24 protein-coding genes are annotated in these 23,609 nt (G+C 61.4%); 12 read left to right on the forward strand and 12 right to left on the reverse strand.

The genetic code is table 11. From position 1 onward, the window contains the following. Positions 1–726: 726 nt before the first annotated feature. The 4 genes from HNO79_RS09040 to spt all read left to right on the forward strand — a co-directional run bounded on the left by HNO79_RS09040 (position 727) and on the right by spt (position 5,313). Positions 727–1,860 carry a hypothetical protein gene (locus HNO79_RS09040; RefSeq protein WP_048855322.1) on the forward strand — a complete coding sequence of 378 codons (1,134 nt, stop codon included), beginning with the start codon at positions 727–729 and terminating at the stop codon, positions 1,858–1,860. Positions 1,861–1,913: 53 nt separating this feature from the next. Beyond that, positions 1,914–3,653 (forward strand): fatty acyl-AMP ligase, encoded by a 1,740-nt coding sequence (locus tag HNO79_RS09045; protein WP_214165186.1) that lies wholly within the window; start codon positions 1,914–1,916, stop codon positions 3,651–3,653. A 199-nt stretch (positions 3,654–3,852) separates the two neighbouring features. Next, entirely contained in the window at positions 3,853–4,104 is a 252-nt protein-coding gene (locus tag HNO79_RS09050) for an acyl carrier protein (RefSeq protein WP_007400085.1), read from the forward strand. A 6-nt stretch (positions 4,105–4,110) separates the two neighbouring features. Further along, the gene (gene spt / locus HNO79_RS09055; RefSeq protein WP_010514511.1) at positions 4,111–5,313 is read left to right on the forward strand and encodes a serine palmitoyltransferase; all 1,203 of its coding nucleotides are present in this window, start codon (positions 4,111–4,113) and stop codon (positions 5,311–5,313) included. On the opposite strand, the gene HNO79_RS09060 is transcribed toward spt, so the two are convergent. After that, on the reverse strand, positions 5,297–6,265 hold the full coding sequence (locus HNO79_RS09060) for a protein-tyrosine phosphatase family protein (protein ID WP_214165187.1): 969 nt from the start codon (positions 6,263–6,265) through the stop codon (positions 5,297–5,299). The genes spt and HNO79_RS09060 overlap by 17 nt on opposite strands. A gap of 12 nt (positions 6,266–6,277) precedes the next feature. Further along, on the reverse strand, positions 6,278–7,258 hold the full coding sequence (locus tag HNO79_RS09065; protein ID WP_010514514.1) for a diacylglycerol/lipid kinase family protein: 981 nt from the start codon (positions 7,256–7,258) through the stop codon (positions 6,278–6,280). Between the two features lie 159 nt (positions 7,259–7,417). Here HNO79_RS09065 and HNO79_RS09070 point away from each other — a divergent pair, with 159 nt between their 5' ends. The 8 genes from HNO79_RS09070 to HNO79_RS09105 all read left to right on the forward strand — a co-directional run bounded on the left by HNO79_RS09070 (position 7,418) and on the right by HNO79_RS09105 (position 14,509). Beyond that, positions 7,418–8,335, forward strand: a complete 918-nt coding sequence (locus HNO79_RS09070; RefSeq protein ID WP_200408970.1) for a metallophosphoesterase family protein — start codon at positions 7,418–7,420, stop codon at positions 8,333–8,335. A gap of 50 nt (positions 8,336–8,385) precedes the next feature. Then, positions 8,386–9,564 carry an LptF/LptG family permease gene (locus HNO79_RS09075; protein ID WP_010514516.1) on the forward strand — a complete coding sequence of 393 codons (1,179 nt, stop codon included), beginning with the start codon at positions 8,386–8,388 and terminating at the stop codon, positions 9,562–9,564. Beyond that, positions 9,561–10,670 (forward strand): LptF/LptG family permease, encoded by a 1,110-nt coding sequence (locus HNO79_RS09080; RefSeq protein ID WP_214165188.1) that lies wholly within the window; start codon positions 9,561–9,563, stop codon positions 10,668–10,670. Before HNO79_RS09075 ends, HNO79_RS09080 begins: the two co-directional genes overlap by 4 nt. Then, positions 10,667–11,449, forward strand: coding sequence for a sterol desaturase family protein (locus HNO79_RS09085; protein WP_010514518.1), 783 nt, complete (start codon positions 10,667–10,669; stop codon positions 11,447–11,449). The genes HNO79_RS09080 and HNO79_RS09085 overlap by 4 nt, the downstream gene beginning before the upstream one ends. An 8-nt stretch (positions 11,450–11,457) precedes the next feature. Then, positions 11,458–12,225 (forward strand): nucleotidyltransferase family protein, encoded by a 768-nt coding sequence (locus HNO79_RS09090; RefSeq protein ID WP_214165189.1) that lies wholly within the window; start codon positions 11,458–11,460, stop codon positions 12,223–12,225. Between the two features lie 16 nt (positions 12,226–12,241). Continuing rightward, a complete protein-coding gene (locus tag HNO79_RS09095; RefSeq protein ID WP_048855317.1) occupies positions 12,242–12,742 on the forward strand; it encodes an MmcB family DNA repair protein in 501 nt (166 codons plus the stop codon). Between the two features lie 30 nt (positions 12,743–12,772). Continuing rightward, positions 12,773–13,561, forward strand: coding sequence for an inositol monophosphatase family protein (locus tag HNO79_RS09100; RefSeq protein WP_010514521.1), 789 nt, complete (start codon positions 12,773–12,775; stop codon positions 13,559–13,561). 126 nt (positions 13,562–13,687) lie between these two features. Then, positions 13,688–14,509, forward strand: coding sequence for a lipid-binding SYLF domain-containing protein (locus HNO79_RS09105; RefSeq protein ID WP_010514522.1), 822 nt, complete (start codon positions 13,688–13,690; stop codon positions 14,507–14,509). A gap of 29 nt (positions 14,510–14,538) precedes the next feature. Here HNO79_RS09105 and mltG read toward each other — a convergent pair whose 3' ends face one another. The 10 genes from mltG to HNO79_RS09155 form a co-directional block, all read right to left on the reverse strand. Further along, positions 14,539–15,537 (reverse strand): endolytic transglycosylase MltG, encoded by a 999-nt coding sequence (gene mltG / locus HNO79_RS09110; RefSeq protein ID WP_214165190.1) that lies wholly within the window; start codon positions 15,535–15,537, stop codon positions 14,539–14,541. A gap of 60 nt (positions 15,538–15,597) precedes the next feature. Next, positions 15,598–16,881 (reverse strand): beta-ketoacyl-ACP synthase II, encoded by a 1,284-nt coding sequence (gene fabF / locus HNO79_RS09115; RefSeq protein WP_082071038.1) that lies wholly within the window; start codon positions 16,879–16,881, stop codon positions 15,598–15,600. Positions 16,882–16,951: 70 nt separating this feature from the next. Then, positions 16,952–17,191 carry an acyl carrier protein gene (locus tag HNO79_RS09120; RefSeq protein WP_003618476.1) on the reverse strand — a complete coding sequence of 80 codons (240 nt, stop codon included), beginning with the start codon at positions 17,189–17,191 and terminating at the stop codon, positions 16,952–16,954. A gap of 257 nt (positions 17,192–17,448) precedes the next feature. Next, entirely contained in the window at positions 17,449–18,204 is a 756-nt protein-coding gene (gene fabG / locus HNO79_RS09125) for a 3-oxoacyl-[acyl-carrier-protein] reductase (protein ID WP_214165238.1), read from the reverse strand. A gap of 74 nt (positions 18,205–18,278) precedes the next feature. Further along, positions 18,279–19,256 (reverse strand): ACP S-malonyltransferase, encoded by a 978-nt coding sequence (gene fabD, locus HNO79_RS09130; protein WP_214165191.1) that lies wholly within the window; start codon positions 19,254–19,256, stop codon positions 18,279–18,281. 65 nt (positions 19,257–19,321) lie between these two features. Then, on the reverse strand, positions 19,322–19,849 hold the full coding sequence (locus HNO79_RS09135; protein WP_214165192.1) for a YdcF family protein: 528 nt from the start codon (positions 19,847–19,849) through the stop codon (positions 19,322–19,324). A gap of 2 nt (positions 19,850–19,851) precedes the next feature. After that, positions 19,852–21,126, reverse strand: a complete 1,275-nt coding sequence (locus HNO79_RS09140) for a class I SAM-dependent methyltransferase (protein ID WP_048855313.1) — start codon at positions 21,124–21,126, stop codon at positions 19,852–19,854. A gap of 9 nt (positions 21,127–21,135) precedes the next feature. Then, the gene (locus tag HNO79_RS09145) at positions 21,136–21,894 is read right to left on the reverse strand and encodes a glycine betaine ABC transporter substrate-binding protein (protein WP_214165193.1); all 759 of its coding nucleotides are present in this window, start codon (positions 21,892–21,894) and stop codon (positions 21,136–21,138) included. 37 nt (positions 21,895–21,931) lie between these two features. After that, positions 21,932–22,549: a Dabb family protein gene (locus HNO79_RS09150; protein ID WP_048855311.1), complete on the reverse strand. Its 618-nt coding sequence runs from the start codon at positions 22,547–22,549 to the stop codon at positions 21,932–21,934. Between the two features lie 53 nt (positions 22,550–22,602). Beyond that, positions 22,603–23,427: an acyl-ACP desaturase gene (locus HNO79_RS09155; protein ID WP_010514535.1), complete on the reverse strand. Its 825-nt coding sequence runs from the start codon at positions 23,425–23,427 to the stop codon at positions 22,603–22,605. Positions 23,428–23,609 lie beyond the last annotated feature (182 nt).

Below are 23,609 nucleotides of genomic sequence, written 5' to 3' on the forward strand. Positions count from 1 at the left end.
ATGCCGATCGCCAGAATCAGTCGGCATAATATATATGGTCAATCAGACGCGATTTTCATCTCAGTTCGATGCTCGGCCATTTCCATGACAGCCGAGCAGGACAGATCACAGATGCCACGGCATAAGGATTAGCTCGTCCACTCAGGAGTGTCGTTTCCTCCCTCCTTGTTGGTAGCCAGATAAAAGGCCATGAATGGAACAGGCATGGCCACATCCAGAATGATCATTCCTTCTGAAAACGTGCCAGAGACACGTATATGACTTCATTCCAATCCATATGCATCCAGGAGATTACGTCAGTGCGCCTGCGTTCAATCAGAAACGCGCGCCTGAGAAGTATGCGCTCGGTTTATGCAGACACTTCGCCGTGCCCGATTGCGCACCCAGACTGCGGAAATCGCTGGGGAAAGGCAGCCCCCCCCTCAGCGATTTTTCTTTCTGCGCAGACAGGCACGATGGAAGGTACAGCTATTCCCCCTCGCAAGCTGCCGACACGCTGGAAATTTCAATCCACCAAAAGGAACAGGCCTCACAGCATGCGAGCGATACCCCCTCCTTCGTTCCCCATGTATTTCAAAAGAACACGAGACAACCCCAAGATGGGCTCATAAATATACGATATTCATATACAATATATCACAGTATCATCTTCTTAAATTTATTGTAAATTCTGATGAGATATTTTTCCATGGCATCATCTACCAAGGATCCTCAGGCCAACCGTAAATGCTTCACATCCTGTTTCCCTATATTGCCCAGCCGCATCAGGAATTCCATTCTCTTCCAATCGCATTGGAAATGGCACGGCTTTATCCGGGAATTAAGGTTCATATTGCCAGCCTGACCCCGGAACGCGACTCCCGTATCCGCTCTCTTTGCAGATTATACCCCGAATCTTCGGTCACCTTTGATATTTTACAGATGCCCGGATGGCTTCGGCACCACATCAGGCAGCACGGGCAGACCCCGCTGGGTAAAATGGCAGTCCTTTTGCTGAACAGAAATTATTTCAACAGATTTCAGGCAATTGTCGTGCCCGAACGTACATCCCTGTATTTACGCAAGATGGGGGTCTCTTCCCCCCGCCTAATCTGGACCCGTCATGGTGCGGGTGACCGGGCCATTGGATTCACTCATGATACGCGCCAGTTCGATTTCATACTTATGGCGGGACACAAAATAGAGGAACGACTGACCCGGGCCGGTGTTTTGCGCCCCGGCCATTATACCACTGGCATATATGCAAAATTCGATATGGTGCGCCGGCTGCACGCCCATGGTCTGCCATTATTCCCCAATACCCGTCCGACCATTCTCTACAATCCCCATTTCAGCCCGCGCCTGTCATCATGGCACCGGTCTGGCATGGCAGTTCTTGATTATTTTGCCCACCAGGAAAAATACAATCTGATCTTCGCACCGCATTACCGTTTGTTTGATACCCATCGCCTGAAAAGTAATGGTATACTGGCGCGATATGGGATGCATCCGCATATGATCATTGATCCAGGCAGCGACCGCAGCGTGGACATGAGCTATACGCTGGCAGCAGACCTGTATCTTGGAGATGTCAGCAGCCAGGTCAGTGAATTCCTGACAAAACCGCGCCCTTGCATTTTTCTGAATACACATCGGGTGCAATGGCGTGGCAACCCGAATTACGAAAACTGGACCCTTGGCCCCGTTGTTTCAAGCATGGATGAATTTGCCCTCACCCTTGACAGGGCCTTCCTCACGCATGCAAATTTCCTTGATCGACAAAAAGAGTATATACGCGATACGTTCGGGTTTGCGGCTCCGGAAGATACGGCGGCCAAAGGCGCGAAATCGATTATTGACTTTTTGAGGTTAATTGGTTGAACACCGCCCATTCGCCGTTTCAAGTTACGTCTGTGGAAGTCACATTACCGGAAATGATAAGCCTCCCGACCCCCTCCGATTCTGGTTTGCCGCGTCGTTACGGCGATTTTCCGACGTTCCCGGCAGCGCTGGATTATGCCGCACAGGGCAAGAGCGGCTTCAACATCTACTCTGGCAAGGGCGTACTGCTCGAAACGCTGCCTTACAGCACGTTGCGCGAACAGGCGATCGAGACGGCCAGGCGCCTGCTGTCGCTGGGGCTGGAACCGGGTGACCGTGTCGCCATCGTCGCCGAAAGCGATGGGGATTTCGCCCGTATTTTCTTTGGCTGCCAGTATGCAGGCCTTGTTCCTGCCCCCCTGCCGCTGCCCGTCGCATTTGGTGGGCGTGAAGGTTATGTGGGCACACTGCGTGGAATGATCGAAGGGGCCGCAGCCTCCGCCGTGGTCATTGCCTCCATCATTTCATCATGGACGGATGAGATCACCGCCGGGCTGGATCTGAAATTCTCCGGCACGCCAGCGGAACTGCTGGAAACGCCCATTACGGTCGAAACGCTGCCCTCGGTCCAGCCTGATGACCTGTCCTACCTGCAGTTTTCCTCGGGCAGCACCCGTTTCCCTATGGGAATCGCGGTTACCCAGCGTTCCGGCATGGCAAATGCCCATGCCATCGCCCTGAACGGACTGAAGGTCCGGGAAACGGGCGATCGCTGCGTATCATGGCTTCCGCTTTATCACGACATGGGTCTGGTGGGCTTTTTCCTGACCCCCATGACATGTCAACTGAGTGTCGACATGCTGCCCACCCGCGAATTCGCGCGGCGCCCGCATGTCTGGCTGGATCTGATCAGCCGCAACCGTGGCACGATTTCCTACAGCCCGTCCTTTGGCTATGAACTGTGCGCACGTCGCGCCACCTCCATCGAGCTTGACCTGTCGTCATGGCGCGTGGCGGGTATTGGCGGTGACATGATCCGCTATCATATCCTTGAGGATTTTGCCCAGCGCTTTGCCTCGGTCGGGTTTGACAGCGGCGCGTTTACCGCCAGCTATGGCATGGCCGAAGCCACGCTGGCCATCAGTTTCGCGCCGCTTGGTTCGGGCATCAGGACGGATACGATCGACCTGCGCGCACTGGAAACGCGGGGCGAAGCCATTCCATCCAATGATCCCACGCGCGCCCTGCGCACCTTTGTCATCTGCGGTGAAGTCCTGCCGCGCCATGAACTGGAAGTCCGCGATCCGCAGGGCAACGTGCTGCATGACCGCCAGATCGGGGCCGTATTCGTACGCGGCCCCAGCCTGATGCAGGGGTATTTTCGCCGCCCGCAGGAAACCGCCCGCGTGGTGGATGCCAATGGCTGGCTGAATACCGGCGACCTGGGATACATGCTGGATGGACAGGTTGTCATAACCGGCCGCGCCAAGGACCTGATCATCATCAACGGCCGCAATATCTGGCCGCAGGATCTGGAATGGTCTGCCGAGACCGAAATCAGCAGCCTGCGCAGCCGCGATGTCGCTGTCTTTTCGGTTGACGAGGATGAAGGCGAGAAAATCGTGGCACTGGTCCAGTGCCGTGCCTCTTCCCCCGAAGCGCGTGAAACACTTAAAACCGAAACAGCCAACCTGTTCCGCCGGCAGCATGGGGTGGATGTCTCCGTCATTCTGGTGCCCCCCCATACGCTGCCGCAGACGTCATCGGGCAAGCTGACGCGTGCGTGTGCAAAGGCCATGCTGCTGTCTGGTGCGTTCCAGCCGCTGGAAACATCGTCGGTTTCCGTGGCCTGATGGAGCGGAGCCGCACGGCTCCCGTCCGGTCGGGCAAGAATGTAAAGCAGGACTGGCCAAAAACCTGTTTTTCGATCATAAGACTTCCGATCAGGGGACCGATTGCAGTCCCCGCTCCCCCGGTCATGGACTGTGGGGCAGGCCATTCATGCTGATCCCCTGCCTGTAAGCAGGCAGGACATGCCATAAGGATGTAGGAATGAGTGAAACGGTAGCGAGCGTCTCCGCGCTGATCGTGAAGACGCTGCTGGCGAACCCCAAGGTTCCCCGTGATATCAATGGCAGCAGCAAGATCGTCGAGGATCTGGCCTTTGATTCACTGGCCGTCATGAATTTTGTCATGGAAATCGAGGATACCCTCGACGTTTCCGTGCCGCTTGACCGGCTGGCGGATATCCGCACGATTGATGATCTGGCGGCCTGCATCGTCTCTCTCAAGCAGGCATCCTGATACACCATGTCAATTTTCTCGAAATATGAAGGTCTCGCGTCCGCCCTGTCGGCCGTGACGGCTGGCGGCGGACGCAATCCTTTCAACGTCGTGATCGAAAAGCCCATTTCCTCCACGGTCGGGCTGATCGAAGGACGTGAGACGCTTCTGTTCGGTACCAACAACTATCTCGGGCTGAGCCAGTCCCCCGCCGCGATCGAAGCTGCGGTGGAAGCCGCCAAGGCATATGGCGTCGGCACAACCGGTTCGCGTATCGCCAATGGTACGCAGGGGCTGCACCGTCAGTTGGAAGAACGGCTGTGCGCCTTCTTCCGCCGCAGGCACTGCATGGTGTTTTCCACCGGGTATCAGGCCAATCTGGGCACGATTTCTGCGCTTGCGGGCAAGGACGACTACCTCCTGCTGGATGCGGACAGTCATGCCAGCATTTATGATGGCAGCCGCCTTGGCCATGCACAGGTCATCCGCTTCCGTCATAACGATGCCGATGACCTGCACAAACGCCTGCGCCGCCTTGAAGGGACACCAGGATCGAAACTGATCGTGGTCGAGGGCATCTATTCCATGATGGGCGATGTCGTGCCCATGGCGGAATTCGCGGCCGTCAAGCGGGAAACCGGTGCGTGGCTGCTGGCGGATGAGGCGCATTCCGTTGGTGTAATGGGCGAACATGGCCGTGGCGTGGCGGAAGCCGACGGGGTGGAGGATGATGTCGATTTCGTTGTCGGCACCTTCTCAAAAAGCCTTGGCACGGTCGGCGGTTACTGTGTGTCCAACCACGACGGGCTGGACCTGATCCGGCTGTGTTCACGTCCCTACATGTTCACAGCATCCCTGCCGCCTGAAGTCATCGCCGCGACCATGGCCGCGCTAACGGAACTGGAGAACAGGCCGGAACTGCGTGTGCGCCTTATGGATAACGCCCGCAGGCTTCATGCCGGGCTGCAGGCTGCCGGGCTACGCACCGGCCCGCAGGCCAGCCCCGTCGTATCCGTCATTCTGGATGATGTGGCGGTTGCGGTCGCTTTCTGGAACCGGCTGCTGGATCTGGGGGTTTACGTCAACCTCAGCCTGCCGCCCGCAACGCCTGACCAGCATCCGCTGCTGCGGACGTCCGTCATGGCGACGCACACGCCGGAGCAGATAGACAGGGCGGTCGAAATCTTCGCCGTTGTAGCGGGCGAGATGGGTATCAATCGCGCCGCCTGAAAAAACCTGCCTGCCGTAATTTCCATAACAGATACGGCAGGCAGATCAGCGGATGCCGTTCCGAAAATGGCCCCAGCGGCAGTTCAATGCCGGAATGGCGCCTGATCTTCCATGCAAGATAGCGTGCTCCGCCTTCAAACGTAAACGCGGCCTTGAACAGGCGGCTGACATTCAGCACACGGCCCAACCGGCCGCGCAGCCACCAGCCTTCACGCATGGCCTGACGCAGTTCTGGTGTCAGCCGGGGCGACAGTTCGTCCCCCGTGCACGTAAAGGGCAGGCCATCGGCCCGCCATATATCAGGTAACAGGGCCCTGTACCGCGCCTCCTGCCCCTGCAGCAGACTCCTGGGCCTGTGCCCGTTCTCGACACGCAGTTCCGCGCCATAGGTGTGTGCGAACAGGGCCAGCCAGTAATCATCCGCCGTCCCGTGTGCAGGACCAAGTGCCGCAGCCCAGCGCCCGGCCTGCGCCACCGCGCGGATGATGCAGGCCAGAATGGCATCCGCCGCCTCCGGTCCCCTCACCCATGCCAGTCGCACAGGCTGGCAGAAGCGCGCCCAGACCGTCGTATCCAATGTGGCGCGCCCAGTCATGCGCCGGAACTGTGCAATCGACAGGATTGCCACCTTGGCCCGGATGACGCGTCCCTCAATCGTAATTTCGTGATATTCCACATTAGGCGGCAGGATACGGTTGGCTTCACGTGACAGCGTGCCAGCAGTCCAGTCTTCCAGCCGTTCGACAATCACATAGAAATCCAGGATACCTTCCGGGTCTGGCGCGCGCAGGGCGGACCCATAAAAAATCACACCCAGCGGCTGCGTCCCGCCCAGCAGGCGCGCCACAAACCCGGTCACAAAGGGGGCGACCGGCTGAACCAGATCATGGGCCAGCAGGTGGGCAACCCGACCGGCTGCGGCAGTGCGGTCTGAAGGACTGGACTGGGGCATGGTCACCCTTCCTTACGCGTGAATGAAATCTATCGGGGCCGTCGCGGACAGTACGATCCGGCCAGCTGGCCCGGGTGAAAACACCTCCCCATCCAGTACAAAATCAGATTCCAGCAGCATTTCAATGCGGTCCTCACACCCGCTGCAATAATCCGGATCCTGTCGCAGCCATGCCGGGTGCCGTCCACGCAGCAGCGCCCATGCCGCCGCCGCCAGTCGCGAAGGCTGGCCTGCAACATGAAGGAAGTTAATGACATCGTCACGCGTGCCAGGCGCGGTCCAGAACGGCCATATGCCGTGGGGCAGATGCTGCAGCGTCGTTGACAGGAACAGAAAGCAGTTGCCCTGACGCTGGATATGCGCCCCGGCCCGCATGACAAGCGCGTTGCCGCGCATCCATTCCTGCCGGGAGCGCCGTGTCAGCAGATGCGCCACCGATGACAGGAACGAAACGACAACCGCCATTTCATGCGAATAATTGTTCAGGATCGCCGGCTGGTGGGCCAGTTCGATGCCGCGCGTAAACGCGGCAGCCCCATGGAACATGCCCACGACGGGCGCGCGACCGTCTGGTTCCGGCCATTCCACAACCAGCCCGCAGCGCCGACGCACGTTCCGACGCAGCAGGCCCGATGCGTCCAGGCGCTGCAGGTGTTCCAGCGCCTTGATGCCACGCAGCCCGAAACCGACATCCCCCGCAATCAGATTGGTATTGCCGGATGGCAGGATGGCCAGGGCAGGCAGCCTGTCCGCTGGATAATGCCGGTGGATGGCGGTCAGGACGTCACTGACGGTCCCGTCCCCTCCATCTATGACGATACAGTCGGTCCCGCGCGACGCGAATTCCGCAATATTGGCATCCAGACGGGAACGGTCAGCCGGATCAACGAAGTTTTCTCCCAGCAGATCACGGGCTGTCTGGGCGTATAAGCTCCTGTCGCCCATGTTCCGCCGGCTGCGCGGGTTATAAACAAGCGCAAATCGTCCGGTCACTGATCATTCCATCCCTGTCTGAAATTTGACTTACAGGCCATAAGCAACCATCTGCCTTCTATTGCAAGGCACGAAAAGATGGAGCGCCCTCCCGCGCACGCAGCCATAACACATGTCGACAGCGGTACCGGCAGGCATGAGGCAAGGAAAGAGGTCAGCTTGAACACCATCACCATCGCGCATTTATCCGACCCCCACCTGCCCACCGAAATGGTGCCGCCGCGCGTGGGGGAACGACTTAACAAGCGCATGTTCAGCTATTTTTCGTGGAAAGGCCGCCGCCGCCATCTCCATCGCCCGGAAATCCTGGCCAAGGTCATGGCGGATATCGCAACCTGTCCGGTCAGCATGATCGCCGTAACGGGCGACCTGACCAATATGGGCCTGCCGGGGGAATGCAGGCAGGCACGACGCTGGCTGGAGCAGATGCCTGCACCGTGTACAGTCATTCCGGGGAATCATGACACCCTTGTGTATGACAGATGGCCCCAGACCTTGGGATTGTGGCAGCCATGGATGGGTCCCCTGCCGTTTCCCTTCGTTCGGCGGGTGGGAAACGTGGCGCTGATCGGGGTCAGTTCGGCAGTACCCACACCATGGTTCATGGCGACCGGAACCGTTGGCACGCGGCAGGCAGCCCGGCTGCGTGATATCCTGCGGGACACCGGCAGGCAGGGACTGTGCCGCATCGTCATGATCCATCACCCGCCGGTATCGGGACTGGCCATACGCCGTAAAGCCCTGACGGACATACAGGATTTTGACTCCTGCATCGCTGCCGAAGGTGCGGAGATGATCCTGCACGGCCATACCCATACATCGACCCTGTCCTCCCTTCCCGGTCGCATGGGACCGGTGCCGGTCGTCGGGATCGCATCGGCTTCGGCACGTTCGTGTGATCCACTGCGCGCGGCGGGATGGAACCGTATTTCGGTCACCCCGCATGACGCGGGTTACAGCCTGCATGTCGTGCGTCGTTTCTTCATGGCTGATGCGACGACAGGCACGGGGCAGGAAACTATTTTTGACCTGCCCTCTCCATCACAGTGTGGTTCCGGTGTAAGCACGCCTGCATGAGTCGCATGTCCTTGCCACATCGGATTGTAGGGAAACTCAGTCCCAACACAATGGACCGCTACCTGCTGCGTCAGGTCGTGCCGCCCTTTGCCATTGCGCTGGGCGTGGTCATGGCGGCCCTGCTGCTGGAGCGGCTGCTGGTCCTGTTCGACCTGCTGGCGGCCAATGGCAGTTCGATGAAAACCTTCGTCGCGCTGCTCAGCGATCTCGTACCCCATTATCTGGGCCTGGCGCTGCCTGCCGCCATGTGCGTCAGCGTATTTTCCGTGATCCGGCGCATGAGCGCCAACCATGAAATCGACGCGCTGACCGCGGGCGGGGTGTCGATCTTCCGCATATGCCAGCCCTTTGTCCTGACGGGGGCCATATTCGGCCTGCTGGCCTTTTCGCTGTATGGGTTCATACAGCCATACGCGCGTTACGATTACCGCTCGGCCTTCTATTTCGCCAGCCATGCGGGCTGGACGCCGCATCTGCAGTCCAAGATGTTCGCGGAATCGGACAATATCCTGCTGACGGCGGAAACGGTCGATCACGCCGGATCACGCCTGTGGAATGTCTTTATCCGCGACCAGACGGACAAGGCGCATGTCCGCCTTATTTCTGCACAGAAAGGATATATCTATATCCCTGCGGATGGTTCGAAGATACGCCTTGACCTGGTCGATGGCACGATCGTGACGGACAGCGCCGACAAGTCTCCCTCCATTACGGAGTTCACGCGTACCACCCGCCTCATCTCGCCCGAAGCCAAGCTGGATGACGAAGCCTATCGCCGCCGTGGTGAAACAGAACGCGAACTGACCGTGCCGGAGCTGTATTACGGCATACGGCACGGCAACCCGTCCATCAGCCATTCCTACATGATTGCCGAACTGCATTTCCGTCTGGCCCGTACGGCGGCGATCCCGTTCATCCCCATCCTTGCCTGTGCACTGGCCGGCGTGCGCAAGCGGCAGAAGGGCAACCCCGGCCTTGCCATCGCCGCGATCACGCTGGTCGGCTTTGACCATACGCTGCAGATGGGAATGAGTTTTGTCGCCAACATGCATACGTCCCCGCTGCTGGTGATCTGGCTGCCCACGCTGGCATTCGCCGTGATCTGCGTCTGCATGCTGATCCATCAGGCAGGTGGCATCCGTGTCCTGCTGACCCGTGGTCCCGCCCTGCCGCCGCGCGAACTGTCGGCCGATGGGCTGCCGCGACGCATTACGGAAGCCGGAGCATGAAATTCCGGCTACGCCTGGCCAGCGGCACGGTCCTGCTGGGCTACCTGTCGCGTGAACTGCTGTCCAAGGTGATGACAACCACCATTATCGTGGTGGCACTTATGGAAATCCTGGCGCTGCTGGAGCAGGTGACGGAAATCATGCACCGCCACCTTGGCCTGACGGGGGTGCTGTACTACGCGGTGATGCATATGCCGCTGCTGTTTGGCAACGCCATGCCGATTGCGGTGCTGATCGGTACGCTGCTGACGCTGCTGCAACTGACCACGTCGAACGAGATTTCGATCATGCGCGCAGCCGGCCTGTCCACGCCGGGACTGATCAAGCTGCTGCTGCCCACTGTCATCGCCCTGGGCGTTCTGTGCGGCATTGTCGATGACCAGGTCACCCCCAGAACGGAACAGGCCCTGGCGCAATGGTGGAACGCCACGTCCCCCAATGCGCCGAATGACTGGCACAACTACTGGATCAGGGCGAACAATGACCTGATAAACGTAAACTTTCTCAGTGCTGGCGGCGCGATGATGAAGCAGGTGACCGTCTATCACCGCGATCACCGCAACCTGCTGCAGAAAGTCACGACGCTGGCTGATGTGCACTATATCCACGGTCGCTGGTATGGTACGCCGACCCGCATCCTCAGCGTGGTCAGCCCCACGCGCGTGGACCTGCTGGATACCCCGCCCGGGCAGAGCATACGTCTGGACTGGCCTGCGTCCCTGACGCCGGAATACCTCATCCAGTTGACGGTCAGCTATACACAGTCCATCAACACAATGCTGGAGGAACAGCGTGGCGCGCTGCCTTCCAGCCAGTCCCCGTCCTTTTTCCTGACGGAAATACTGGGACGCATCATGTTACCCGTGACGTTCACGGTAATGCTGTTACTGGCCGTGCCGGTGGTCTATATCCCACCGCGGGCCGGAACGCGCAGTTGGCTGCCAATCTGGTGTCTGGGCGCGGGCCTGCTATTTATCGTATTTCAGGGGCTATTGCGCGCACTGGGAAATGCGGGAACATTGCCCTCGCTTATGGCGATATTCGTCGGGATCCTGATTTTCATCCTTGGCGTCATCACCGTGCTACTGAGGATCGAAGAGCGATGATTACGAATACCCTCAAAAACAGTTCCATCCGAACAGGACGCAGTTTCGACCTGGGCAAGATGAACCTGCGTCAGCTCTGGATTGCCTACCTGACCTACCCCACCATCCTGCTGTATTTTGCGCTGGCAATCGCCAGTTATGCGTTGATGGTCTATAATTTCACGTCGCTGGCACCGGTTGCGATCAGCATCGTGTCCGTCATACTGGTCTACCCGCTGGTGTGGTACGCCATTCATCGCTTCATCCTGCACGGACGGTTTCTCTATCGCATGAAATGGAGCGCCACGCTGTGGAAGCGCATCCACTTCGATCACCACCAGGATCCCCACCTGCTTGATGTGCTGTTCGGTTCCCCGCTGAACACCATTCCCACGATCGCCATCGTCACCATTCCCATCGGTTATGCCATTGGCGGCACGGCAGGGGCGGCGGCGGCCTTTGGCGCGGGGCTGACCATTACGTGCATCTATGAATTCTTCCACTGCATCCAGCACCTGAACTACAAGCCGCGCATGGGCTGGATCCAGCGGATGAAGCAGCGCCACGTACTGCATCACTTCCATAACGAAAACGGCAATTACGGCATTACCAGCTTTGTGGCGGACCGCCTGTTCCGTAGCTATTACACCGATGCCCGTGGATGCCCCCGCAGCCCGACGGTGTTCAACCTCGGTTATGACGTGAAAGAGGCCAAGCAGTATCCGTGGGTAATGGAGGAAACCGGTTCCCCCCCGCGTGACCGGCCTGATGGCGCAAACACCACCCGTAACGCGGCGTGAACGCGCAGATGGGGCTGAATGTTCTCATACTGGCGGGCAGTCGGCCGGGTCGTCCCGACCCCATGGCGCAGGCGGCAGGGATTTCCCACAAGGCCATGCTGCCGGTATGCGGCATTCCCATGATCAATCGGGTCATTACGGCCCTGCAGGCGGTCGAAGGCATCGGCAGGATTGCCGTCTGTATCGAACGGCCTGAGGTGCTCTCCGGCGCCGTCCCGGACAATGTGACCTTCATTCCCCCCGCAGCAGGCCCCAGCGCCAGTGTCATGCGGGCGCTGGACACGCTGGGCACGCCCCTGCTGGTCACCACTGCCGACCATGCCCTGCTGCAACCCGGCTGGGTCCACGCCTTCGTGCAGGGGGCGCAGGACAGTGGCTGTGACGTCGCCGCCGGAATCGCGATGGAGCCGGATATCCTGCGCGATGTGCCAGGTACCAGACGCACCATGATCCGGCTGGCGGATGGCGCGTTTTCGGGCTGCAACATGTTCCTGTTCCGTACGCCTGCCGCCGGTGGCGTAATCAGGCTGTGGCAGAAACTGGAAGCCGACCGCAAGCACCCGTTCAGGATGGCGCGCACCCTGGGGGCGGGAATCCTGCTGCGGTTCGTCCTTCGTCGCCTGACGCGGGCAGATGTCTGCCGACGCATCGGGCAACTGTCACATGCGCGGGTCGTCATGATCCCCCTGCCGGACGGGCGTGCCGCGGTCGATGTGGATAAACCCGCCGACCTGGAACTGGTGACCCGGCTGCTCTCCGCCACCCCGGCCGCCTGACCGGTCCGGACGGCCCATGCCCCGCCCGCCCGCGCCACAGGTCCAGTCCGCCATCCGCACCGGCGCAAACCGGATGTGCAGGCTGCATGGCTGGGCGGTGCTGCATGAATTCAGCCTGCCGGACCGCAGGCGCGCCGATATCATGGCCCTGACGCCCAAGGGCCATTTCATCTGTATCGAGATCAAATCCGGACTGCCCGATTTCCGTGCCGACCAGAAATGGCAGGATTACATGCAGTGGTGCGACCAGATGTATTTTGCCGTCAATCAGGACTTTCCCCAGGCCGTTCTGCCACAGGACACCGGCCTGATCATGGCCGCGACGGATCACGGCGTGGACGGGATGGCTGCCTGTGTTGACTGTGCCATCCTCCGTCCCTCCCCGCTGGCCACGCTGGCCCCTGCGCGACGAAAGCAACTTACGTTACAGTTTGCCATGCAGGCCGCTGAACGGTTAGGCAGGATGGAAACGCCCCAAGTGGACCGCGCGGTGAAAACGGCGTTACGCGTGGACTAGGATTTTCATACCCCAAAAGAAAGTTACCCCATGACACAGGCCATTCTGACCCGTTTTGAAGCCGCCCGCTCGGTGGTACGTGATGCCGCGGACCTCGCCATGAAAATGCGCCCGGCGCCCGGCGGCCCCAAGGGCACGCAGAAAAGCGCGCAGGACTGGCTGACGGAAACCGACGGCGCGGTGGAGGCCTTCATATCCGAACGAATCGGCATGCTGTTCCCCGAAGACGGCTTCCAGGGCGAGGAGGAAGGTCGCACCCGCACCGGCACCCTGCGCTGGGTGGTGGACCCGATTGATGGCACATCCAATTACGCGCGCGGTCGCAACCGGTGGTGCATCTCGCTCGGCCTGATGGATGGCGACATGCCTGTTGCCGGCATTATCGAAGCCCCCATGCTGGGCGAAACCTATACGGCGGTGCGGGGGCATGGCGCGTTCCTCAACGGTCAGCGCATCCATGCATCCCCGGTTACCGACACCGCATCCTCCCTGATCGAGATGGGATGGAGCAACCGTGTGCCCCCCGGCGTATTCCAGCAGAAAATCGACGCGATCCTGAACCTTGGCGCCATGCCGCGGTCGGGCGGGTCCGGTGCCATCGCCTTGGCAGAAGTCGCGTGCGGGCGTCAGGACGGGTATCTGGAAATCTGCATCAACCTGTGGGATGTGGCCGCCGCCCTCGTGCTGCTGGATGAAGCCGGGGCGCGTGTATCGCCCTTCCTGCGCGACGGCGGACTGACGGGAGGCGTCTGTATCCTGGCAGCCGCACCGGGCATTGCCGATGCACTGTCGAACGCAGTCGGGGTCTCCCTTAAATAACCGCAATATATGGCTGTATCGTGCCACATGGGCTTGCCTTATGGACCATGATTCAGCCATGAAAACGGACCACTCCAAGGCACGGGCCGTTTTGGTGGATCTGCCGTTACGAATCGGAAAGGGAGCATGGGTTTGCACAAGTTTCATCTCATCAGGACATCACTCGCCACCCTGGCCCTGATGATACCGCTGCACACGGCCATGGCCGCCAGCATGGAAGAAGAACAGAGCCTGGTGGACCGCGCCACCCTGACCGTTCGTGACATGTTTTCCACCGCAACAGCAGGCAGCAAGGTGACCCGTTACCTTGCCGAAGCGCGCGGGGTCATTGTCTGCCCGTCCGTCTTCCGTATGTCGATCGCCTTTGGCGGCGGTGGGGGGGGCTGTGTTTTCCTGACGCGTGATGCGCATGGATCATGGTCCGACCCGGCGTTCTACCGTATGTCGTCGGCCAATTTCGGCCTCCAGCTGGGCATGCAGGATGTCGAGGTCATGCTGTTCGTCATGACTGACGATGGCGTGCAGTCCCTGCTGGACAGCCAGATGAAGCTGAGCGCGGATGTCGGCACGTCATTCGCGTCCTCCGGGTCCGGACTGGAAAGCGGCACGGCGGGCGAGCACAATACCAGCATCAAGGGTGTGCAGAAATCCAAGGGGCTGTTTGCCGGTGCGGCCCTTGGCGGGTCCAAGATGCGGGTCAACAGTGCCGCCAACCGGGCCTATTACAACCAGATTGTCGGGCCGGAAGATATCGTGGTCTCCATGCGCGTCAACAACTCCGGCGCGGACCCGCTGCGCTCTGCCCTGAGTGAAGTCCTGACCACGGCCCAGAGCCGCCCGGACAAGACCAGCGGCCAGACCACCACCACGAATACCACCACCCAGACACAGCCTGTCGCCACGGCCCCGTCCGGATCGGTCAGCAGCCAGAGCCTGCCGCCCCAGTAACAGCCATCGCAACAGCCAGGCAGCCCCCCTTACCGGGGGGCAACTGCCTGCGCATGCCTGCCGGCCCGATATGCGGATACATTGCGGTTATGATCCCCCAGCGTCGCCGCAAAATCGTGGCCACCATGGCCATTCGCCACAAAATACAACTGATCACCAGGCGCCGGGTGGGCTGCCGCCTGTAGCGCAGCCTGCCCCGGTGAACAGATGGGCCCCGGCGGCAACCCCGCAATCACATACGTATTATAAGCCGTAGGCTGCATAAGGTCGGCATGTGACAGGGCATGGCCCAGTGGTCCGGCCCCCTGATTCAGCCCGTACACCACGGTCGGGTCGGATTGCAGTTTCATGCCCTGATGCAGGCGGTTCAGGAATACGCGCGCCACCATTGGTCGTTCCGCCGGGTTTCCTGTCTCCCGTTCGATCATGGAAGCCAGAACCAGCAGGTCCTGGCGGTTCATGATGGTGGGGTCCACGTCCCGCCCCTCCCATGCCTGATCCAGCGCACGATCCATGGCATGCTGCATACGGGACAGCATCTGCGCCCGCGGCATGCCCCATTCATAATCATAGGTCAGCGGCATGACCGACCCTTCGGCAGGAAACGGAAAGCTGCCATCCATATACGGTGCATGTTCCAGCAGGTTTGCAATCTGGATCGCGGACAGGCCTTCGGGCACCGTCAGCCTGTGCACCACCGGCCTGCCATGACGCAGCACGAACAACGCCTGCTGTATGGACGCATGGGCGGGGAAAACCAGTTCGGCAGCATGAAATGCCCCATCCACGCGGGTCAGGGCCGTTGCGGCTTCAAACACGTTCCGGGTCAGCATTCCGGTATCCAGAACACCCGCCTGCTGCAATGTTAGCAGGACCTGTTCCGTGCCACCGTGCGGAATGACGACCGTACGCTGTTCAATCAGGGGACCCGGGGCTTCATACTGTCGCACCCCGACAAAGACGATACCCAGAGCAGACACGACCAGCACCAGAAATACCAGTCCAAGTGCAGCCAGAACCCTGCGCACGCCCTCTCCTTACTCCTGAGATATTCCTGAAATGAAAAGGGCGCCGCAGGCGCCCCGGTTTCACACGCCGCGCAGGATCACGCTGGCATTGGTTCCGCCAAACCCGAAACTGTTGGACAGGATCGTATCGATCCTGCGTTCCTGTGCCGTGTGCGCAATCCGGTCGATCACGCTTTCACGCGACGGATTATCCAGATTGAGCGTTGGCGGCGCGACATTGTCGCGAATGGCCAGGATGGAATAGATCGCTTCCACAGCACCAGCCGCACCCAGAAGGTGCCCCGTGGCAGATTTGGTGGACGACATGGCCAGATTGCGCGCGTCATCACCAAACAGGCGTTCAACCGCGTCAAGTTCCAGGTCATCGGCCATGGTTGATGTGCCATGGGCGTTGACATACTGGATATCAGCAGGCGTCAGGCCCGCGCTGCGCATGGCGTTCTGCATGGCGCGGAAGGCACCTTCATGCCCTGCTGCCGGGGCCGTGATATGGTGCGCGTCACCAGACATACCGTAGCCGATGACCTCGGCATAGATCTTGGCGCCACGAGCCTTGGCGTGTTCGTATTCTTCCAGCACCACGATACCGGCACCTTCACCCATCACGAAACCGTCGCGGTCACGGTCCCACGGACGGGATGCCTTTTCCGGGGTGTCGTTAAAATGGGTGGACAGCGCCTTGGCGGAGCAGAAACCCGCAATGCCCAGGGGGCACACGGCGGCTTCGGCGCCACCGGCAACCATGACGTCCGCATCACCCAGCATGATCATGCGGGCCGCGTCGCCAATGGCATGCACACCCGTGGCGCAGGCCGTAACAACCGAATGGTTCGGTCCCTTGAATCCGTATTTGATGGAGACATGCCCCGAGACCAGATTGATCAGGGCGGACGGAATGAAGAAAGGCGACAGGCGACGCGCCCGCCCTTCCTTCACCGTCACGGATGCCTCGTAAATGGTCTGTAGACCACCGATACCCGCGCCAATCATGACGCCGGTGCGGCAGCGGTCTTCTTCCGATTCCGGCTTCCAGCCCGAATCCTCGACCGCCTCGGTCGCGGCGACAAGACCAAGATGGATGAAACGATCCATCTTTTTCTGGTCCTTGACCGGTATCCAGTCCGAAAGGGTCAGGCCGCCACTTTCCGTTGGCCCTGCGGGCACTTCACCCGCAACCTGTGCCGGCAGGTCGGACGCGTCGAACGAAGAAATGCGGCCAAAGCCGTTTTCCCCGGCCACAAGGCGTGACCAGTTCCGCTCCACACCCAGTCCGAGAGGGCTGACAATGCCCATACCGGTTACGACAACGCGCCGCTGTCCAGACGTTAATCCGGTAGACTGCATCAACCCGTCCTGCTCCTGAAAGTAACGATACCTGACTGAATTCGTGTAATTATGATCGGAAACAGACCGATCAGGCAGCTTTCTGCTTCTCGATGTAGTCGATCGCGTCCTTCACGGTCGTGATCTTTTCGGCTGCGTCTTCGGGGATCTCGACGCTGAACGCTTCCTCAAACGCCATGACCAGTTCAACCGTGTCCAGGCTGTCCGCGCCCAGATCATCGATGAAAGAGGCGTCGGGGGTAACCTTGCTTTCGTCCACACCAAGGTGCTCGACTACGATCTTCTTAACCTTATCGGCGATTTCGCTCATCTGTCTCTGCTTCCTGTCTGCCCCTGAAAGAAACGGGCGGTTCGAAACGTGTTCGTCGTGTAACGTCCCTGCAAACCAGTGTTGCACACCAGCCCGCTTCGGACGAAGCTGCGGGCGATTAGCACGGTTTTGATGCGATCGCCAAGGCGGCGAATGCATTTCCTGTCTGCTTGCCCCGCAATTAAGGGGACAGCGCGGCTGTCAGGACTATCTTTTTTGTCACTTCCGGCCTGCTGTCCAGCAAAATATCACATCTGTCAGACCATCGCCATGCCGCCGTTGACGTGGATTGTGGCCCCGGTGACCCACCCGGCCTCGTCCGAGGCAAGGTAAACCACGGCCGGGGCGATGTCCGTCGCCTGGCCCATGCGGCCAAGGGGAATGGATCCGACCAGCTTTTCCTTCTGCGCATCCGGCAGGACATCGGTCATGGCGGTCTGCACGAAGCCCGGCGCCACGGTATTGACGGTCACGCCACGGCTGCCCGCTTCCTGCGCCAGCGACTTGCCCATGCCGATCATCCCGGCCTTGGCGGCGGCGTAATTGGCCTGCCCCGCATTGCCCGTCACCCCCACGACGGAAGCGATGTTGACAATCCGCCCCGCCCTGCGGCGCAGCATGCCCTTCAGGGCCGCGCGGCACAGCCGGAAGGGGGCGGCCAGATCAACGTCCAGCACACGGCTCCAGTCCTCGTCCTTCATCCGAATCGCAAGCGTATCACGCGTCAGCCCGGCATTGTTGACCAGAATGGCCAGTGGCGCACGGGCCTTTTCCTCGGCGCAGGCGACCAGCGCGTCAGCCGCCGCCGCATCCGACAGGTCAGCGGGGCAGACATGCAGCCGGTCCGCGCCACCTTCCGCGCCGATGGATGCCGCCACGTCTTCCAGCACCGCCTGCCGGGTGCCCGACAGCACCACGACCGCACCCTGTGCATGCAGTGCGCGCGCTATCTCGCGCCCGATTCCACCCGATGCCCCGGTAACCAGAGCAACCTTTCCGTCCAGCCTGAACATGACCTGTCCGTTCCCTTCGGTATCCATCAACAAAACACGATCCCACGGCCGGGGCCGCAGGACAGACGCCTCTCTCAGCGCGCGGCCAGATAGGCTTCGATATCGGCCGGGGTTCCGACCGGGCGGGTGGCCATATTGCCATTGATCCGCTTCACCAGACCCGACAGCACCTTGCCCGAACCGATTTCGACAAAGCTGTCGACACCCATGGCCACCATCGCATCCACGCTTTCACGCCAGCGCACGGTGCCGGTCACCTGACGCACCAGCAGGTCGCGGATCGTGGCCGGATCCGTAACCTTGGCCGCCGTCACGTTCGCCACCACGGGCACGACCGGCACCTTGATGTCGGTATCGGCCAGCGCCGCGCGCATTTCCTCCGCCGCAGGGGCCATCATCGAACAGTGGAACGGGGCGGACACCGGCAGCTTGAGCGCGCGCTTGACACCCTGCGCCTTGGCCAGCGCGATCACGCGGTCAATTGCCGCCATTTCCCCCGCCACGACCACCTGGCCGCCGCCATTGTCGTTCGCGACCTCGAGTACCTGCGTATGGACCTTCCCCGCGTCATCGGTAAAGGTCGCGGCTTCCGCGCACAGGCTGGTGGCGCGTTCCATATCCATGCCCACACCGATCAGGGCCGCCATGCCCCCCATGCCCGGCGGCACGGCCTTCTGCATGGCATTGCCGCGCAGGCGCAGCAGGCGGGCCGTCTGGGCCACACCCAGCGCGCCTGCCGCCGCAAGGGCCGAATATTCGCCCAGCGAATGCCCGGCTACCAGCGCTACGTCCCGTTTAAGGTCCACGCCCCCCTCGCGCTCCAGCACCCGCAGGACGGCAAGCGAGACCGCCATGAGCGCGGGCTGGGCATTGTCAGTGCGGGTCAGGTCCTCCATCGGGCCATCGAACATGAGTTTCGAGAGATGCTGTCCCAGCGCGTCATCCACTTCCTGGAACACTTCCCGCGCAGGGGCGAATGCCTCGGCCAGATCGCGTCCCATTCCAACAGACTGACTTCCCTGACCGGGGAAAACAAAGGCTTGCACAGGCATGACTTCCATCCACACTCATATTGTTTTTCGGTTCATCCGCGTGATGCGGGTTGCGGCAGGCAGTGTCAATCACCATCCCGCCATGCGCGTAGCCGGTAACCGGCCAGCAGCAGCGCATCCCAAGGCAGCGCCGCCCCTTCGCGTAGCCGCCAGAACCACCGCCTGCCCACACCACGGGCAGCAGGCACGGGGGGCGGGGGAACACGCACCACACGCCATCCCATCATACGCATGAGCAGCAGGCAGCGCGGCAGGTGGTAGGCACTGCTGGCCACGGCCACCGGCCCTGCATGTCCCCGCCGCCGCAACAGCGCCGAACACCGGATGACCGAGGCCAGCGTATCCGGTGCCGTATCCTCCACCACCACGCTGTCAGGCGGGACACCAGCGGCATGCAGCATATCGGCCATGACGGCCGCCTCCCTCCGCCCCGAGGGTGGTGAGGGACCTCCTGTGGGCACGTACATCACCCTGCCCTGCCGCGTGCCAAAGGCATGCGCCGCCGCCACCCGCAGCCGCAACGTGCGCGTGGGCGTGCCGTCAGGTTTCAGCTTCGCGCCGAATATGACGACCGGCAGCGCATGGTCCACCATGGTCAGCGCGGTGCGCGCAGCAGCACCCGGTTCAGCGATTCCAGCGTGGTGAAGACCTGTTCCCAGACCTTTGCAAAGCGGCTGGCGGACAGGCCGCGCGTTTCCATGATCGCTCCGATCTCGCCCACCGTGCGCTCCCCATCGATCAGGGGCAGGATACCGCGCGTCTGCGGCGGCACGGCGATTGCAACCTGCAACGTGCCAAAAGCAAACGGCAGCCGGTCGTTGCCGCCGATCATACGGGCAAGTTCGATGCCCGGGATTTCACGCATGACGGGCACCGCATCCGCCGCCATGGCGTCAGCACGGGTCACGGGCTCGCCCGCACGGCGGACATAGGCGACATGGGTGGCCATGTTACCCGCCACGTCCTCCGCCACGGCCTGACGTGCGCGTTCGGGCAGTGCCGCAATCCGGTCGCGCAGGCGCGGGTCAGGCAGCAGCAGGGCGGGATCGTAACGGGCCGGTTCCATCAGGCACGTGGCAGCCAGCCCCGCGCGGTCCAGCAGGCCATGGAAGGCCGTGATGTCATAGGCACGGTCACGCGGGTTGAGCAGCAGGTCATACAGCCCCGCATCCCCCCCGGTCAGATGATCACCAAAATTACCATTCTGCCGCAGCCATGCCGTGGCGGGCAGGTGCCGCATGACGCGGCGCGCCACGTCCAACCGCTGCCCCGGCGCATCCGCCACCGGGGCCAGCCGCTCCAGCGCGTCCTGCAGCATGTACACGCCCGTACGCCCGTATGGGGCATAGACCATGAGGCCCATCCCCCCACCGGGGGCCAGCACGCCCTCCAGCGCCGCAAGCCCGGCATCCGGGTCAGGCAGGTGATGCAGTACGCCACAGCAGTCGATATAGTCGAACGGTCCGGGCGCAACCGAAGCAAGGCTGGTCAGGTCGCCACGCACGAAGCGCATGTTTTCCAGACCACGCACCTGCGCCCGTGCCCGCGCCGTTTCCAGCGCCACGGTGGAACGGTCCAGGCACAGCACCTCCCCCGCCCGTCCCGCGCGCGCCATGTGGGTGGCCAGCATGATGGCCCCGTCCCCCGTGCCACACCCGGCCACCAGAACCCGCAGGGGCACTGACTGCGGCCGGGTGGCCCCGAACACCCAGTAATCGATTTCGCGCAGGTGGCTGGGACTGCCGATCAGCAGACGGCTCTTTTCCTCACGCGGGTCGCGGGCGGGATAGGGATACTGCTCGTACTGGGCCTGAAGGCCTGCATCACGTGCATCATGGGCGGGCAGGGCATCGGTTTCATGCTGGCTCATGACGGGGCCTCAGCGCGGCAGCAGCTTGCCGCGCTGCCATGCCTCGGCCGCCTCATCGGCACTCATGCCGTCAAAACGCATGGCATGATCCAGCGCGCTGACCACCTTGTTCCCCAGCGTCAGTTCATCCAGTTCGTCCAGCAGATCCTGATCCATGTCCCCCCTGATGGCGGAACGCAGCAGGATGCGGGCGTCCTGTTCAGCCCCGAACGTCCCCTTCGGGTCATCCAGCTGCACAAGGCGCTGCCCGTAATGCAAGAAGGACGGCTGCCAGGTCGGGATGATTTCGGGCAGGCCACCGGCAAGGATATGGGCCGCGTGGTCACAGGCTTCCGCGTCGGGACGGCTGGCGATGGTGTATCCCGCTTCCGTCAGGTTGTAGGCGGCGACAACCTGACGCACGCGGTCAAGGATGGATTCCGGGGTCATGATCTCACGGCCGATGGGGCAGCCCTCGCCCGCCAGCTGGGCCACCGACGTGATGCCGGTTGCCGCTGCTTCGGGCACGCACCAGCCAAAGGCGGGACGGTAGAGCTGGCCAAACGCCTCCATGCCCAGATCGGGGGCAAGGAAGGCCGCATCGACATCCGGCAGCCATGCGGACACGAACAGGTCCACGTCGCCACGGCGCATGTGTTCCACCATTTCGTCACGGGCAGACACGACATATTCGATTTCAAGTTCATAGGCTTCCAGCACGCGCGCCACGGCCGCCGCCGATGCCTGCTGCAGGGTGTTGTCCAGATGACCCAGGGTCACGGTTGTCATGTAATCTTACTCCATTGATGGGAATGTGCCCGGCGTGTCAGCCCTGCTGCAGGGGCACGCGCAGGCGACCGGTCCGGACCGGGGCCTTGGGCTGGGGATGCGCGGAAGGAAGGGCATAATCGAACACGAGGGTGCTGACGATGAAGGGGGCCGCGAATTTCTTGAAGGCTTCGTGCGCAGGATCGAAATAGGCCGGATCGGTCACGACGGGACGGCCGACATAATAATTGCGGTCGCCTTCCGAACGGAATGTGACCACGAAGGCCTGCTGCAGCCCTTCATCCAGACCTTCACCACTCATCTGCGCCCCCGTCTCGATGGAGGTGACGACGGGGCTGCCATCGCTGCGCCGGGAAATCTGGCGCAGCGCCATGAAGCGGCGTACGACCTCTGCGCGCTGGGCATCGGTAATGGTGGGCAGGAACCGGAACATGACGATATGCCGCACCGTGCCCTGATGGAACGTGGGTGCCGTGAAGTGCAGCAGTCCGACCTGGGATGCGATCAGCCTCTCGGCATGGGCGGCGTCGCTGATCTGGGCTTCGGGCGGTGTATCCGTCCCCGCCGTATCGGGGGCGGCGGGTGCATCCGCCCGCGCCGTACCCGCCACAAGCAGACAGCCTGCCGCCAGAAGGGCAAGATACCCCGTCTTCATGTCCCGAAACTTCATTATGTCTGTCTTCATTCCTGTCTGTCGTGTGGATGCGCTCAGGCCAAGGCCATGACCCGCGCAAATTTGCGCTGGCGCATCATGAGCAGGCGATACACCGCCCGCGCGATCAGCGCATGCAGCCGCCCGTGCGGCGTCCAGCCGATGGTCTTGAGGATCATGCCCGTCACCCGCACGGCATGGCGCGGCTGGTAAAACCGCAGCGCGCGCGACATGTAGGCGGCAATGCAGCGCTTGTGGTCATAGGGCACGGTGCTGGGTTCATTGGTGGTATGGAAGGCAGAGGCCAGTTCGTCATCCTCGCTTTCCGTCACCCGTCCCAGCGCAATGCGCGTGCGCTGCCATACCCCAAGGTGCTCGCGCCGCAGGTAGCGGTGCATATGGTCATAGAACAGCTTGAAATGGCGGTATTCATCCGCCGCAATCTGGCGGCATATCGCCTTGAGCACCGGTTCGTCCGTCGCATCAGCCAGTGCGGTATAGAATGACGATGTTCCTGTTTCCACCATGCAGCGCGCAATCAGTTCCCCCGTGCGCGACCCGCGGATGGAGGCATCGACATCCAGATCCAGCCTGTAGGACTGCCGATACCGGTCAAACGCCGCCATGTAGTCCCATGACGGGTCCGCCAGCATGGCCCACCGGCCCAGCGCGTCGCCATGCTGGACCTCTTCCTGCGCCCAGTTATCCGCCGCCCTGCTGAAATCGGGGTCATCGGCGAACACGTTCTTCAGATAACAGGCATAATCCAGGCCATTCCGTTCCACGACCGATGCGGCCTTGACCAAGGGGACAATGTCAGGGTCCACACGTCGCGGATCGAAACGGTCCCAGTTCATCTGTTCAATGCGCCAGTGTTTCATCGCTACCTGTCTTCTGCATTTTCTCCATGACGGCGCGCCGCGCGTGCCACTGCTGGAGAGGACATGACACATGTTTCATGATTACGCCAATCCCGCATCCATCCCACCCCTGTCATTCCGGGGCCATATCGTGCTAGGGGCGTAGCCCGACACCGCCAATAAGAACGACAGATTGGGTCGCC

This window comes from Komagataeibacter oboediens (assembly GCF_018491655.1).
Lineage (GTDB): Bacteria > Pseudomonadota > Alphaproteobacteria > Acetobacterales > Acetobacteraceae > Komagataeibacter > Komagataeibacter oboediens.

Bases quoted from the DNA above. Each gene is read 5' to 3' on its own strand.
- HNO79_RS09040 (WP_048855322.1), top strand. From the start codon at position 727: ATGCTTCACATCCTGTTTCCCTATATTGCCCAGCCGCATCAGGAATTC.
- HNO79_RS09045 (WP_214165186.1), top strand. From the start codon at position 1,914: ATGATAAGCCTCCCGACCCCCTCCGATTCTGGTTTGCCGCGTCGTTAC.
- HNO79_RS09050 (WP_007400085.1), top strand. From the start codon at position 3,853: ATGAGTGAAACGGTAGCGAGCGTCTCCGCGCTGATCGTGAAGACGCTG.
- spt (WP_010514511.1), top strand. From the start codon at position 4,111: ATGTCAATTTTCTCGAAATATGAAGGTCTCGCGTCCGCCCTGTCGGCC.
- HNO79_RS09060 (WP_214165187.1), bottom strand. From the start codon at position 6,265: ATGCCCCAGTCCAGTCCTTCAGACCGCACTGCCGCAGCCGGTCGGGTT.
- HNO79_RS09075 (WP_010514516.1), top strand. From the start codon at position 8,386: ATGGACCGCTACCTGCTGCGTCAGGTCGTGCCGCCCTTTGCCATTGCG.
- HNO79_RS09080 (WP_214165188.1), top strand. From the start codon at position 9,561: ATGAAATTCCGGCTACGCCTGGCCAGCGGCACGGTCCTGCTGGGCTAC.
- HNO79_RS09085 (WP_010514518.1), top strand. From the start codon at position 10,667: ATGATTACGAATACCCTCAAAAACAGTTCCATCCGAACAGGACGCAGT.
- HNO79_RS09090 (WP_214165189.1), top strand. From the start codon at position 11,458: ATGGGGCTGAATGTTCTCATACTGGCGGGCAGTCGGCCGGGTCGTCCC.
- HNO79_RS09095 (WP_048855317.1), top strand. From the start codon at position 12,242: ATGCCCCGCCCGCCCGCGCCACAGGTCCAGTCCGCCATCCGCACCGGC.
- HNO79_RS09100 (WP_010514521.1), top strand. From the start codon at position 12,773: ATGACACAGGCCATTCTGACCCGTTTTGAAGCCGCCCGCTCGGTGGTA.
- HNO79_RS09105 (WP_010514522.1), top strand. From the start codon at position 13,688: ATGGGTTTGCACAAGTTTCATCTCATCAGGACATCACTCGCCACCCTG.
- fabF (WP_082071038.1), bottom strand. From the start codon at position 16,881: ATGCAGTCTACCGGATTAACGTCTGGACAGCGGCGCGTTGTCGTAACC.
- HNO79_RS09120 (WP_003618476.1), bottom strand. From the start codon at position 17,191: ATGAGCGAAATCGCCGATAAGGTTAAGAAGATCGTAGTCGAGCACCTT.
- fabG (WP_214165238.1), bottom strand. From the start codon at position 18,204: ATGTTCAGGCTGGACGGAAAGGTTGCTCTGGTTACCGGGGCATCGGGT.
- fabD (WP_214165191.1), bottom strand. From the start codon at position 19,256: ATGCCTGTGCAAGCCTTTGTTTTCCCCGGTCAGGGAAGTCAGTCTGTT.
- HNO79_RS09135 (WP_214165192.1), bottom strand. From the start codon at position 19,849: ATGGTGGACCATGCGCTGCCGGTCGTCATATTCGGCGCGAAGCTGAAA.
- HNO79_RS09140 (WP_048855313.1), bottom strand. From the start codon at position 21,126: ATGAGCCAGCATGAAACCGATGCCCTGCCCGCCCATGATGCACGTGAT.
- HNO79_RS09145 (WP_214165193.1), bottom strand. From the start codon at position 21,894: ATGACAACCGTGACCCTGGGTCATCTGGACAACACCCTGCAGCAGGCA.
- HNO79_RS09150 (WP_048855311.1), bottom strand. From the start codon at position 22,549: ATGAAGACGGGGTATCTTGCCCTTCTGGCGGCAGGCTGTCTGCTTGTG.
- HNO79_RS09155 (WP_010514535.1), bottom strand. From the start codon at position 23,427: ATGAAACACTGGCGCATTGAACAGATGAACTGGGACCGTTTCGATCCG.